We start from the raw sequence: 11,914 nt of genomic DNA, 5'->3' as shown, positions 1-11,914 counted from the left end.
CCTCGCCTACAACATGAAGCGGGTGATCGCGGTGCTCGGGACCAAGCCCTTGATGGAAGCGATCAGGGCCTGAGAAGGAGGCGCTCCGGCCTCAATGCCGCGCGCCCACCGCAGCAGCTCAAGGCGTTTTTACACGGCCTCGACCCTTAGCGGACCTTCAGCTTACGGCCCGGCCTGCCGAGATATTCGTCAATCGACCGGCGGCCCGATTGATCTTCGACGGTGACGGTGAAGCGCTCCCCGTATCTGCTGTCGGTGGCGAAGCGAGCAGCTAGGACGGTAAAAGCTGACGAGCTTGTGCCATGACTGGCGCAAAGTCGATCAAGAGCATCCCGATACAGCGTGATGACCTTGGTCAGGGACGGAGACGTCAAGCTGCCCGAGCTCGTCCCGGTTAGGAAGTCCACGTCGATGTACCGGGCTGGCGAACTCGCTGCCTCTGCGAAGATGTCTACCTCGTAGTAGCCGACGAGCAGACATATCCCGCTCGCGAGGGAGTCAGCGATGTTGTGTCCGATGGATTTGAGTTCGCCGAACTTCATCCAACCACTCTAACGAACCAATGTCCTCTTTCCACCCTCAGCTGACACTCCGAGCGTCCGCTGCGGTAAGCGGCGGCCATCGCAGTTCCGCAGATTTCCCGCTGGCTTTACAAGCCTCAAGCCTGGCGCTTCCTCAAACAAGCTGGCGCCCTCCCGGGCTGGTTTAGAATAGCGTCCTGGATTTGGCGTAGCCGAAGACGATCGCCAAGCGGCCGTTCGTGCGGTCGCCGTCATTCAGACGATTGAGACTATTCAGCCGGTGTTTTTTCGTCCGACCGTCTGAAACCGCTCGCGCCGCCGGCCGTCGGCGGCGCGAGGGGGAAGACGACCGGCGGCAAGCCTGCTAACGGACCAGCCGCCATGACAGACCAAGCCTTCAAGTCCGACTTCCTGAAAACCCTGCAGGCGCGGGGCTACATCCATCAGATCACTCACCCGACGGAACTGGACGAGGCGGCGGCCTCGGGCGTTGTCGCGGGCTACATCGGCTTCGACGCCACCGCCCCGTCGCTGCACGTCGGCAGCCTGATCCAGATCATGATGCTGCGCCGCCTCCAGCAGGCCGGCGGCAAGCCCATCGTCCTGATGGGCGGCGGCACGACCAAGGTCGGCGACCCGACCGGCAAGGACGCCTCGCGCCCGCAGCTGACGCAGGAAACCATCCAGTCGAACATCGACTCGATTCAGACGGTCTTCGCCAAATTCCTGACCTTCGGCGACGGCCCGACCGATGCCGTGATGGTCAACAACGACGACTGGCTGTCGACCTACGGCTACATCCAGTTCCTGCGCGACTTCGGCACGCACTTCACCGTCAACCGGATGCTGAGCTTCGACTCGGTCAAGCTGCGGCTCGAGCGCGAGCAGCCGATGACCTTCCTCGAGTTCAACTACATGCTGATGCAGTCGGTGGACTTCCTGGAGCTGAACCGCAGCCTGAACGTCACCCTGCAGATGGGCGGGTCGGACCAGTGGGGCAACATCACCTCGGGCGTTGATCTGGTTCGCCGCGTGGACCAGAAGGCCGCCTTCGGCCTGACCACCCCGCTGCTGACCACCGCCTCGGGCGGCAAGATGGGCAAGACCGCCCAGGGCGCCGTCTGGCTGAACGCCGAACAGCTTTCGCCCTATGACTACTGGCAGTTCTGGCGCAACGCCGAGGACGCCGACGTCGGCCGCTTCATGCGCCTGTTCACCGATCTGACCCTGGACCAGATCGCCGCATACGAGGCCTTGGAAGGCGCGGCCATCAACGACGCCAAGAAGGCGCTGGCCGACGCCGCCACCACCATGCTGCACGGCGCCGAGGAAGCCGCCAAGGCGCGCGCCGCCGCCGAAAGCGCCTTCGAAAAGGGCCAGGTCTCCGCCGACCTGCCCACCGTCGAACTGCCCTCGGGCGAGATCTTCGGCACGATGATCGCCGCCGTCGTGACCAAGGCGGGCCTGACCGCCTCGAACGGCGAGGCGCGCCGCCTGGCCCAGGGCGGCGGCCTGCGCCTGAACGACGTCCCCGTCTCCGACGGCGCCCGGTTGCTGACCCAGGCGGACGTCGCCGACGGCGTCATCAAGCTGGCGGCCGGCAAGAAAAAGATCGTGCTGGTTCGTCCCGTTTGACCCGTTCGGAGATGTGAGATGCCGGAAGTCACCGAAGGCCAGCCCGCCCCCATCCTCGACCTGCCGACCGACGGCGGCGGCCGCGTCTCCCTGGCCGCGCTGAAGGGCCGCCCAGCCGTGGTCTATTTCTATCCCAAGGCCGACACCCCAGGCTGCACCAACGAGGGCAAGGACTTCTCGGCCCTGATCGACGCCTTCGGGGCCCTGAGCGCGACCGTCATCGCCGTGTCCAGGGATCCCGCGAAGAAGCTGGACCGCTTCAAGGCCAAGCACGACCTCAGGATCATCCTGGCCTCCGACGAGGACGGCGCCGCCTGCGAGGCCTGGGGCGTCTGGGTTCAGAAGAAGCTTTACGGCCGCGAATACATGGGCGTCGAGCGCGCCACCTTCCTGGTCGGGCCCGACGGGAACATCGTCCAGACCTGGCGCAATGTCCGCGTCGCGGGCCATGCCGAGGCCGTGCTGGAGGCGCTCAAGGCCCTGTGATCGACGAGCGTGGTTCGGAAGCGGCGCTTGACCTGCGCGTCGCGCGCCCCCCTAAATCCCGCCCGAGGGCTTTGGGGTAAGGCCGGCCTTGGCTGGCGACATGCGGAGCGCACCATGTTCACCAAGAGCAAACCCATCGACAGCGGCTCACAAGGCGGCCTGGGCATTCCCCCGGCGCCAGAGCCGCCCGCGCCGGCCCCGACGCCGGCTTCAGCGCCGGTCGCCTCGGCGCCCGCCCCCCGCGCCCCGGAGCCGCCCCGCCCGGCCGCGGCGCCGCGCTCCAGCAGCCTGTCGACCCTGTCGGCGGGCGTGAAGTACGAAGGCAACATCTCCGGCGCCGGCGACCTCCAGATCGAGGGCTCGCTGAAGGGCGACGTTCGGGTCGCCCGCGTCACCATTGGCGAGGGCGGCTCGGTCGAGGGCACCGTCCACGCCGATGTGCTGGACGTGCGCGGTCGCGTCACAGGGGCCATCGTGGCCAAGCAGGTCCGCCTCTACGCCACCTCGCGCGTCGAGGGCGACATCACCCAGGAGCAGCTGTCGGTCGAACAGGGCGCCTGGTTCCAGGGCCGCTGCAACCAGGCCAAGCGCGACACGCCCGGCGCGTCGATGCTGGAGCCGCCCGCCGACAAGAAGGCCGACGCCAAGGAGAAGGCCACGGCCTGATCATCAACTGAAAAGGGGCGGTCCGCCGGACCGCCCCTTCTTCTATTCCGCCGTCGATCCGCGGGTCTCGCCGACCCGCGCCGCCAGCGCCGCGCCCATGAACTGGTCCAGGTCGCCGTCCAGAACCCCCTGGGTGTCCGACGTCTCGACCTCGGTCCGCAGGTCCTTGACCATCTGATACGGCTGCAGGACGTAGGATCGGATCTGGTGGCCCCAGCCGATGTCGGTCTTGGCGTCCGCCAGCGCCTGCGCCGCCGCCTCGCGCTTCTGCAGCTCCAGCTCGTACAGGCGCGCGCGCAGCATCTTCCAGGCCTGTTCGCGGTTCTGGTGCTGCGACCGGCCGGCCTGGCAGGCCACCACCGTGTTGGTCGGGATGTGCGTCAGGCGCACCGCCGAGTCCGTCTTGTTGATGTGCTGGCCGCCCGCGCCCGAGGCCCGGTAGGTGTCGGTGCGCACGTCCGAGGGGTTGATGTCGATCTCGATCGCATCGTCCACCACCGGCGACACCCCGATCGAGGCGAAGCTGGTGTGGCGCTTGGCGGCCGCGTCGTACGGGCTGATGCGCACCAGCCGGTGCACGCCCGATTCCGACTTCAGCCAGCCATAGGCGTTGGGGCCCTTCACCTGGATCGTCGCGGACTTGATGCCGGCCTGTTCGCCGCCTTCCTCCGCCTCGACCTCGACCTCATAGCCGTGCGCCCGCGCCCAGCGCGTGTACATGCGCAGCAGCATGCCGGCCCAGTCGTTCGACTCGGTGCCGCCGGCGCCGGAGTTCACTTCCAGATAGGCGTCGTTGCCGTCGGCCTCACCCGACAGCAGGGCCTCCAGCTCGGCGCGCGCGGCGCGGTCCTTGATGGCCTTCAACTGGGCGCGAGCGTCTTCGAGAGCGGCCTCGTCGCCCTCCTCGTCCGCCATCTCGGCCAGCATCACCCCGTCCTCGAGGCCCTGCTCCATCTCCTTGACGGCGTTGACCTGGCCTTCCAGGCGCGAACGGTCGCGGCTGACGGCCTGGGCCTCGTCGGGATTGTCCCACAGCGTCGGATCCTCGACCCGCGCGTTCAGCTCGTCGAGCTTTCTTAGAGCGACATCCCAGTCAAAGACGCCTCCTGAGCAGAGCGACGCTCTGCTCGATGTCGGCCTTCATGGCCTCGACATCCGGTCTCATCGCGATCTCCAGCGATACAAATTGCGAGGGGCGGACATAGAGGCCTGGCGACGAAAGGGAAAGGGGCGATCCCCGATCAGGGCCACAGGCGCGTCTTGCGCCATCCCTGCCCTTCCCATTCGAAGCGCATGCGGTCATGCAGGCGGAAAGGGCGGTCCCGCCAGAACTCGACCGATTGGGGCGTCACGCGCCAGCCGGTCCAGCGTTCCGGGCGCGGCACGTCCTGCCCCTCGAACCGGGCGGTCTCGCGCATCACCGCGGCCTCCAGCGTTTCGCGCGCATCCAGCGGGCGGGACTGGTCCGAGGCCCAGGCGCCGATGCGGCTCTCGCGCGCCCGGCTGGCGAAATAGGCGTCCGCCTCATCGGGCGTGACCGGCTCGACGGCGCCGCGCACCCGCACCTGGCGGCGCAACGACTTCCAGTGAAAGGTCAGGGCCGCGGCCGGGCGGGCGTCCAGCTCCAGGCCCTTAGCGCTCTCGCGGTTGGAGTAGAAGGTGAAGCCGCGATCGTCGACGTCCTTGAGCAGCACGATCCGCGCATCGGGCAGGCCGTCGCGGTCGACGGTCGACAGGGTCATGGCGTTGGCGTCGTTGACCTCGTGCGCGCGTGCGTCGGCCAGCCAGTCGAGGAACAGGCTGATCGGCTCGGGCCGCTCGAAGGCGGCCTCGTCGCCATTGGCGGCCAGGGCGGCGGCGTAGTCGCGGGCATACTCCTCGCGCGACGGGCTGGGCGGGATCACGGGGGCGGTCATGACGGCTGATTACCCCCTTCCCGTCCGCGAGGGAACGTCGCGGTTCAGCGCGTCGCGGCTCGATTCGTGTCACGGTTAACCCGGTCTTGACCATGTACGCCCAAGGCTGCCCGCCATGAGCGCCTTCAAGTCCGCTTCCGATCCCGCCCTCCGCGACGCCCTGGCGACGCTGGGCGTCGACGGCCCCGTCGACGACGCCGCTCTCAAGGCGGCGTTCCGGGCGGCGGTGAAGGCCGCCAGGCCCGATCAGGACGGCGGCGACCCCGACCGCTTCCGCAGGGTGATCGCGGCCTATCGGCTGGTTCAGGCGCAGGGCGCCAGCCGCCTGGCGCTCGCCGCGCCCGTCGTCCGCTCCGCCCCCGCGCCCGTCATGGCGCTGACGCCGCTGCAGGCGGTCAGGGGTGCGCGGATCGAGCTTCGTCTGGGCGCGCGGACCGTGCGGGTCGCCGTGCCGGCGGGCCTGCGGACCGGCGAGCACCTGCGATTGAAGCGCGGCGCCAGCGACGGCGCCGACCTCTATCTGCGCATCCTGATCCGCCCCGCCGACGGCCTGTCGGTGATGGGCGACGACCTGTTCATGACGGCGCCGGCGGGCCTGCGGGTTCTGGCCGACGGCGGCAGGCTGGAGATCCAGACCCACGCCGGCCTGCGCTCCGCCTGGGTCACGCCGGGCCTCCAGGCGCCCGTGCGCCTCAGCCTGCGCGGCCTGGGCCTGCCCGCCCGCGGCCCGCGCCCCGCGGGGCGGCTGATCGTGACCCTGAACCCGTGCCAGGACACCCCCTCGGCCGCCGAGGACCTGCTGGTGCGGTTCAACCGGGTCTGGACGCCGGAGCGTCTGGCGGCCTAAGTCGGGCCATGTCGCACAACACCTTCGGCCATCTGTTCCGCGTCACCACCTGGGGCGAGAGCCACGGACCGGCGATCGGCTGCGTGATCGACGGCTGCCCGCCCCTGCTCCCGCTGACCGAGGCCGACATCCAGCCGTGGCTGGACCAGAGAAAACCCGGCGGCAGCCGCTTCGTGACCCAGCGCCGGGAGAGCGACACCGCGCAGATCCTGTCGGGCGTGTTCGACGACGGCGACGGCCCGGTGACCACGGGCACGCCCATCTCCATCCTGATCCACAACGAGGACCAGCGGTCCAAGGACTACGGCGAGATCGCCCGCGCCTATCGCCCCGGCCACGCCGACTTCGCCTATCAGGCCAAGTACGGCGTCAGGGACCATCGCGGCGGCGGCCGGTCTTCGGCGCGCGAAACCGCCAGTCGCGTGGCCGCCGGCGCGGTGGCCCGGCGCATCCTGGGCGAAACCGTCCGCATCCGGGCCGGCGTCGTCCAGATCGGCCCGCATCGGATCGCCCCGGACGCCATCGACTTCGACGCCGTCGGCGGCAATGCGCTGTTCGCGGCCTCCAGCGCCGTCGTGCCCGAATGGGAGGCGTATCTGGACGGCGTTCGCAAGGCCGGCTCGTCCATCGGCGCCGTCGTGGCGCTGGAAGTCGCCGGCGTGCCCGCGGGCTGGGGCGCGCCCCTCTATGGCAAGCTGGATGCGGAGCTGGCGGCGGCCCTGATGTCGATCAACGCCGCCAAGGGGGTCGAGATCGGCGCCGGCTTCGAGGCGGCGGAACTGTCGGGCGAGGAGAACGCCGACGAGATGCGGCTGGACCTCGACCGGCGCCCGGTCTTCCTGTCGAACAAGGCCGGCGGCGTGCTGGGCGGCATATCGACGGGCCAGCCGGTCACGGCGCGGGTGGCGTTCAAGCCGACCTCCTCCATCCTGACGCCGCGCCAGACCATCACCCGCGACGGTGAGGAGACGGACCTGCGCACCAAGGGCCGCCACGATCCCTGTGTCGCCCTGCGCGCCGTGCCGGTGGTGGAGGCCATGGCCGCCTGCGTCCTGGCCGATGCGATGCTGCGGCACCGCGCCCAGGTCGGCTGACGATCAGGCTTCGGGCCCCGCGTCCTTGTCGTCCTTCTTCTTCTCGGCCGCCATGCCGGCCGAGCCCAGGCCGGCCCCGATGGCGACGCCCAGCGCAAGACCCAGCGCGATGCTGTCCATGGCCACGCCCAGGGCGACCCCGATGGCGAGGCCCACGCCGATCCCGCCCGTGAAAAAGGCGGCGCCCTTGTTCTTCATCCCCGACTCCTTCGCGGTCGAAGCGACGATAGCATCGCGCGAAGCGGAATCAGCCCCTAAATAGGCACCATGAGCACGCCCCGTTCCGTCCGCCTCGCCATCATCGGGTCCGGCCCCGCCGGCTGGACCGCCGCCATCTACGCCGCCCGCGCCTCGCTGAATCCGGTGGTCATCGCCGGCCTGCAGCCCGGCGGCCAGCTGACCATCACCACCGACGTGGAGAACTATCCCGGCTTCGCCGAGACCATCCAGGGCCCTTGGCTGATGGAGCAGATGCGCGCCCAGGCCGAGCATGTCGGGACCGAGGTCATCCACGACATCGTCGTCTCGGCCGATCTGTCGCAGCGCCCCTTCCGGCTGAAGCTGGACGGCGGCGACGAACTGCTGGCCGAGACGGTCATCATCTCCACCGGCGCCCAGGCCAAGTGGCTGGGGCTGGAGTCGGAAGCGGCCTATCAGGGCTTCGGCGTCTCCGCCTGCGCCACCTGCGACGGCTTCTTCTACCGCGGCAAGGAGGTCGTGGTGGTCGGCGGCGGCAATACGGCCGTCGAAGAAGCGCTGTTCCTGACCAACTTCGCATCCAAGGTGACCGTCGTGCACCGCCGCGACGAATTCCGCGCCGAAAAGATCCTGCAGGACCGCCTGTTCGCCCATCCCAAGGTCGAGGTGATCTGGAACCATGCGGTGGAAGAGGTGGTCGGCGTGGTCGACGGCGTCGCCCGCAACGTCACCGGCGTGCGGCTGAAACACGTCCAGGACGGCTCGACGCGCGAAATCCCTGCCGACGGCGTCTTCATCGCCATCGGCCATGCGCCGTCGTCGGAACTGTTCAAGGGGCAGCTGGAGACGAACTCCGGCGGCTATCTGCGCGTGAAGCCGGGCACGGCCGCGACGGCGATCGAGGGCGTGTGGGCCGCCGGCGACGTCACCGACGACGTCTATCGCCAGGCCGTCACCGCCGCGGGCATGGGCTGCATGGCCGCTCTGGAAGCCAGCCGCTTCCTGGCCGAAGAAGACCACAAGAAGCAGGGCCACCCGATCAGCCACAAGGAAGCCGAGAAGATCGGGGTCTGGTGACCCGACCCGACCGGACGGGTCTTCAGTAGGCGCTGGCTTCGTTCAGCGCCGCCATGTCTTCCGCAGACAGCGCCAGCGTCGCGGCCTTCAGCGTGTCGGCCAGCTGCGTGGTCGAGGTGGCGCTGACGATGGGCGCGGTGACGCCCGGCCGGGCCAGCAGCCAGGCGAGGGCGACCTGGGCCGGCGTCGCCTCGTTCTTCAGCGCCACCGCATCCAGCACCGCCAGGATCCGCGCGCCGCGCGCGTCGAACTTGTCCTTCAGCATGCCCTCGCGCTTGGTCCCCTCGACCTGATCGACGGTCTTGTACTTGCCGGTCAGGAAGCCGCTCTCCAGGCTGAAATAGGTGATGACGCCCAGGCCGGTCTCGACCGCCAGTTCCTGCAGCGCGCCCTCGAAGGTCGCGCGGCTGTACAGGTTGTAGTGCGGCTGGATCGCGGCGTAGGCGACCAGCCCTTCCCGACGCGAGATGTCCAGCGCCTGGCGGATCGAGCCTGCATCATGGTTCGACACGCCGATGGCCCGCACCTTGCCGGCCCTCACCAGACGGTCCAGCGCGCGCAGCGTCTCTTCCTGCGGCGTCTCCGGATCGGGCCAGTGGGTCTGATACAGGTCGATATGGTCGGTCTGCAGCCGCCGCAGCGAATCCTCGACCGCCTTCTCGATCCAGCCCGCCGAGAGGTCGTTGCGCCCCTGCCCCATGTCCGAGCCGACCTTGGTCAGGATCTTGACGTCGTCGCGGCGACCCCGCGCCTTCAGCCACGCGCCGATGATGGTTTCGCTCTCGCCGCCGGAATGGCCGGGGACCCAGCGCGAATAGGCATCGGCGGTGTCGATCGCGTCGAAACCGGCCTCGACGAAGGCGTCGAGCAGGGAAAAGGAGGTCGACCGATCCGCAGTCCAGCCGAACACATTGCCGCCGAAGACAAGGGGCGCGATGTCCAGTCCGCTGTCGCCCAGCGCGCGCTTCTTCAGGGTGTGGGTCATGGCAGGCTCCGTATCGTGGGGAGCCTTCGACATGGGGGCGACGTCTTGAACTGCAACCGCCCCGGCGCGGCGGTTCAGCCGAAGAGCTGCAGGCCCGGCGGCGCGTACTGGACCGGCTCGCCCTGCCGGCGCCGCAGGGCGTAGTCGACCGCCGTCTGAACGGCGCGCTCATCGGTCGGTTTGGACAGGACGCCGATGGTCCCCGCCACGCCTTCACGCACCATGCCGGGGTTGGCCGTCATGAACAGGACGGTGACGCCCATTTCCTGACCCAGCTGACGCCCCAGCTCGATGCCGGTCGCACCGTCCGAAAGATGGATGTCCACCAGCGCCAGGTCGATGTCGGTCTCGCGCACCTTGTCCAGCGCCGCCTTGGCGGTGGCGCAGATGTCGACAACCTCGTGCCCGAGATCTTCGAGCACGAATCGAAGCTCCATGGCGACCAGGGCTTCATCTTCAATGATCAGGATACGCGCACTCATGGGGTGTTACTTGTGTTCGGGGTCGCACATAACGCAGCACTGGCCCGCGGGTTTCACCTTGGCGGCCATTATCGTGCTTTCGCGGCCGCGCGACGGCGCGACAAGGCCGTAGCGGGCAAATCTGCAACGATCTTCAAGCCTTCCGGACGCCAGAAGCGCTGCAGTCTCCCGCCCAATTGGCCTTCCACCGACAGCGTCGCCAGTGACGATCCGAATCCTTCGCGCGCCGGTTCCGAGACAGGGGGACCGCCCTGCTCCGACCAGGTCAGGACAAAACGGTCGTCCTCCAGTCGGGTATCCAGATCCACGCCGCCGCCCGGTTCAGACAGGGCGCCGTACTTCGCCGCGTTCGTCGCCAGTTCGTGGAACAGCAGCGCGACGGACGTGGCCGCCTGGTCGTCGAACACCGCGTCGTCTCCAGTGATCCTGACCCGGGGGCCGCCCGCTTCGTCGGCATAGGCCCGGAACAGGTCGCTCAGGAAGGAATGCAGCGTCGTCTCCCCCACGGTCGTGCGCGAGGTTTCCGTGTGCGGGCGCACGAACTCGTGCGCGCGCGCCAGGGCGTTGATGCGAGTCCGCAGCGAGCTTGCGAAGGCCCGCGCCTCCGGGTGTTGCCGCGCGGACAGGGCGATCAGGGCGCCGACCACGGCGAAGATGTTCTTGATCCGGTGGCTCAGCTCCTGGCTGACCAGTTCGCGCCCCTGCTCGAGACGCTTCAACTCGTCGATGTCGGTGCAGGTGCCGAACCAGCGGACAATCGTGCCGTCGTCGTCCCGGATCGGCAGGGCCCGCCCCAGCGTCCAGCGATAGGCGCCCGAATGGTGCTTCAGGCGATACTCGATTTCATACGGTTCGCCCGTCTCCAGCGAATGACTCCAGCGCTCCCAGGCGCGCGCCTGGTCCTGCGGGTGGAACATGTCGTTCCAGCCCTCGCCATCGGTCGAGCCGACGGGCGCGCCCGTGAATTCGTACCAGCGCGCATTGTAGTAGTCATGCAGACCGTCCGGCGTGGTCGACCACACCATCTGCGGCATGGCGTCCGCCAGCACCCGGAACTGGGCCTCGCTCTGGCTCAGCCGCGCGGCGATGGCGGCCAGGTCGGCGTCCTTCTGCTTGCGGCCGGTGATGTCGACCGCGATGCCGGGAAACCGCTCCGGGGCGCCGTCCGTGTCGAAATAAACCTGCCCACGCGCCAGGACCCAGCGAACGTCCTGTCCGGGCGGCTGCAGCCTGTATTCGCTGGCGAAGACGCCGTCGCCGCGCATGGCCCGGTCGATCTCCGTCTGCACGCGCGGCGCATCCTCGGGGTGCAGGTGCGTCATGAAGTTGGCGAGCGGCGCGCCCTCCAGCGCCATCCGGGGATCGACGCCGAACATGGCGGCGAAACGCTCGTCCGCGACCACCCGGTCGGGCCCGATTTCCCAGTCCCAGGCCCCGACATAGTTGGACGCCTCCAGCGCCCGGCGTGTCGTCTCCTCGCTCTCGCGCCGCTGACGCAGGCTCCGGCGCAGCTCCAGCTGGGTCATGACCTGGCCGGCCAGCGTCTCCAGCGTCATCGTCTGCAGATCGGTCAGCCCCTCGGGCCGCGGCTTCTTGTCCAGCACGCACAGGGTGCCCAGCGGCAGCCCGTCCTCGGTCTTCAGCAACCGTCCGGCGTAGAAGCGCAGGTGCGGTTCGCCCGTCACCAGCGGATTGCAGTCGAATCGGGGATCCTGGGTGGCGTCCGGGATCACCATCGCCTCGTCCTGCAACAGGGCGTGGGCGCAGAACGAGGTGGCCAGCGGCGTCTCGCGCACGCCCAGCCCGACCTCGGCCTTGAACCATTGCCGCTCGGCGTCGATCAGATTGACCACGGCGATCGGCGCCTCGCAGATGCGCGCGACAAGGGCGACGATGTCGTCGAAGGCCTTCTCCGGCGCGCTGTCCAGTATGGCGTAGCTGCGAAGAGCGGAAAGGCGGTCGGACTCGTCCCAGGCGGGGGCAGCGTCGTGCGGGGCGGTCGTCAAG

General features: G+C 68.9%; 13 protein-coding genes. 6 read left to right on the top strand and 7 right to left on the bottom strand.

The window, feature by feature from the left end:
- Nucleotides 1-146: 146 nt before the first annotated feature.
- Entirely contained in the window at nt 147-542 is a 396-nt protein-coding gene (locus ACE3PU_RS11850) for a hypothetical protein (protein WP_374389999.1), read from the bottom strand.
- A 360-nt stretch (nt 543-902) separates the two neighbouring features.
- On the opposite strand from ACE3PU_RS11850, the gene tyrS reads away from it, so the two are divergent.
- The 3 genes from tyrS to ACE3PU_RS11835 all read left to right on the top strand — a co-directional run bounded on the left by tyrS (nt 903) and on the right by ACE3PU_RS11835 (nt 3,308).
- Nucleotides 903-2,156, top strand: a complete 1,254-nt coding sequence (tyrS, locus tag ACE3PU_RS11845; protein WP_374389997.1) for a tyrosine--tRNA ligase — start codon at nt 903-905, stop codon at nt 2,154-2,156.
- An 18-nt stretch (nt 2,157-2,174) separates the two neighbouring features.
- Complete coding sequence (locus ACE3PU_RS11840; protein WP_374389995.1) at nt 2,175-2,642, top strand: peroxiredoxin; 468 nt, start codon at nt 2,175-2,177, stop codon at nt 2,640-2,642.
- Nucleotides 2,643-2,756: 114 nt separating this feature from the next.
- Nucleotides 2,757-3,308, top strand: coding sequence for a polymer-forming cytoskeletal protein (locus ACE3PU_RS11835; RefSeq protein ID WP_374389993.1), 552 nt, complete (start codon nt 2,757-2,759; stop codon nt 3,306-3,308).
- 42 nt (nt 3,309-3,350) lie between these two features.
- Here the strand turns inward: ACE3PU_RS11835 and prfB are convergent.
- A protein-coding gene (gene prfB, locus ACE3PU_RS11830) for a peptide chain release factor 2 (RefSeq protein WP_374389991.1) occupies nt 3,351-4,473 on the bottom strand; the annotation gives its coding sequence in 2 pieces (ribosomal slippage) (nt 3,351-4,403 and nt 4,405-4,473; 1,122 coding nt in all).
- Nucleotides 4,474-4,549: 76 nt separating this feature from the next.
- Nucleotides 4,550-5,224 (bottom strand): pyridoxamine 5'-phosphate oxidase, encoded by a 675-nt coding sequence (gene pdxH / locus ACE3PU_RS11825; protein ID WP_374389989.1) that lies wholly within the window; start codon nt 5,222-5,224, stop codon nt 4,550-4,552.
- A 115-nt stretch (nt 5,225-5,339) separates the two neighbouring features.
- On the opposite strand from pdxH, the gene ACE3PU_RS11820 reads away from it, so the two are divergent.
- Entirely contained in the window at nt 5,340-6,071 is a 732-nt protein-coding gene (locus ACE3PU_RS11820) for a DnaJ C-terminal domain-containing protein (protein WP_374389987.1), read from the top strand.
- Between the two features lie 8 nt (nt 6,072-6,079).
- Nucleotides 6,080-7,165 (top strand): chorismate synthase, encoded by a 1,086-nt coding sequence (gene aroC, locus ACE3PU_RS11815; protein ID WP_374389985.1) that lies wholly within the window; start codon nt 6,080-6,082, stop codon nt 7,163-7,165.
- A 3-nt stretch (nt 7,166-7,168) separates the two neighbouring features.
- Here aroC and ACE3PU_RS11810 read toward each other — a convergent pair whose 3' ends face one another.
- The gene (locus ACE3PU_RS11810) at nt 7,169-7,363 is read right to left on the bottom strand and encodes a hypothetical protein (protein ID WP_374389983.1); all 195 of its coding nucleotides are present in this window, start codon (nt 7,361-7,363) and stop codon (nt 7,169-7,171) included.
- 69 nt (nt 7,364-7,432) lie between these two features.
- On the opposite strand from ACE3PU_RS11810, the gene trxB reads away from it, so the two are divergent.
- The gene (gene trxB / locus ACE3PU_RS11805) at nt 7,433-8,440 is read left to right on the top strand and encodes a thioredoxin-disulfide reductase (RefSeq protein ID WP_374389981.1); all 1,008 of its coding nucleotides are present in this window, start codon (nt 7,433-7,435) and stop codon (nt 8,438-8,440) included.
- A gap of 22 nt (nt 8,441-8,462) precedes the next feature.
- Here the strand turns inward: trxB and ACE3PU_RS11800 are convergent, their stop codons facing one another.
- The 3 genes from ACE3PU_RS11800 to ACE3PU_RS11790 all read right to left on the bottom strand — a co-directional run bounded on the left by ACE3PU_RS11800 (nt 8,463) and on the right by ACE3PU_RS11790 (nt 11,913).
- Entirely contained in the window at nt 8,463-9,425 is a 963-nt protein-coding gene (locus ACE3PU_RS11800) for an aldo/keto reductase (protein ID WP_374389979.1), read from the bottom strand.
- Nucleotides 9,426-9,499: 74 nt separating this feature from the next.
- On the bottom strand, nt 9,500-9,907 hold the full coding sequence (locus ACE3PU_RS11795; RefSeq protein WP_374389977.1) for a response regulator: 408 nt from the start codon (nt 9,905-9,907) through the stop codon (nt 9,500-9,502).
- A 68-nt stretch (nt 9,908-9,975) separates the two neighbouring features.
- Nucleotides 9,976-11,913 (bottom strand): PAS domain-containing protein, encoded by a 1,938-nt coding sequence (locus tag ACE3PU_RS11790; protein ID WP_374389975.1) that lies wholly within the window; start codon nt 11,911-11,913, stop codon nt 9,976-9,978.
- Nucleotide 11,914 lies beyond the last annotated feature (1 nt).

It is taken from the genome of Brevundimonas sp. (assembly GCF_041911375.1).
Lineage (GTDB): Bacteria > Pseudomonadota > Alphaproteobacteria > Caulobacterales > Caulobacteraceae > Brevundimonas.
The sequence above is the reverse complement of the archived record's forward strand: the minus strand, read 5'-3'. Positions and strand labels throughout refer to the sequence as shown.

Excerpts from the sequence above, each read along its gene's own strand:
- ACE3PU_RS11850 (WP_374389999.1), bottom strand. The coding sequence starts at position 542 with ATGAAGTTCGGCGAACTCAAATCCATCGGACACAACATCGCTGACTCC.
- tyrS (WP_374389997.1), top strand. The coding sequence starts at position 903 with ATGACAGACCAAGCCTTCAAGTCCGACTTCCTGAAAACCCTGCAGGCG.
- ACE3PU_RS11840 (WP_374389995.1), top strand. The coding sequence starts at position 2,175 with ATGCCGGAAGTCACCGAAGGCCAGCCCGCCCCCATCCTCGACCTGCCG.
- ACE3PU_RS11835 (WP_374389993.1), top strand. The coding sequence starts at position 2,757 with ATGTTCACCAAGAGCAAACCCATCGACAGCGGCTCACAAGGCGGCCTG.
- pdxH (WP_374389989.1), bottom strand. The coding sequence starts at position 5,224 with ATGACCGCCCCCGTGATCCCGCCCAGCCCGTCGCGCGAGGAGTATGCC.
- ACE3PU_RS11820 (WP_374389987.1), top strand. The coding sequence starts at position 5,340 with ATGAGCGCCTTCAAGTCCGCTTCCGATCCCGCCCTCCGCGACGCCCTG.
- aroC (WP_374389985.1), top strand. The coding sequence starts at position 6,080 with ATGTCGCACAACACCTTCGGCCATCTGTTCCGCGTCACCACCTGGGGC.
- ACE3PU_RS11810 (WP_374389983.1), bottom strand. The coding sequence starts at position 7,363 with ATGAAGAACAAGGGCGCCGCCTTTTTCACGGGCGGGATCGGCGTGGGC.
- trxB (WP_374389981.1), top strand. The coding sequence starts at position 7,433 with ATGAGCACGCCCCGTTCCGTCCGCCTCGCCATCATCGGGTCCGGCCCC.
- ACE3PU_RS11800 (WP_374389979.1), bottom strand. The coding sequence starts at position 9,425 with ATGACCCACACCCTGAAGAAGCGCGCGCTGGGCGACAGCGGACTGGAC.
- ACE3PU_RS11795 (WP_374389977.1), bottom strand. The coding sequence starts at position 9,907 with ATGAGTGCGCGTATCCTGATCATTGAAGATGAAGCCCTGGTCGCCATG.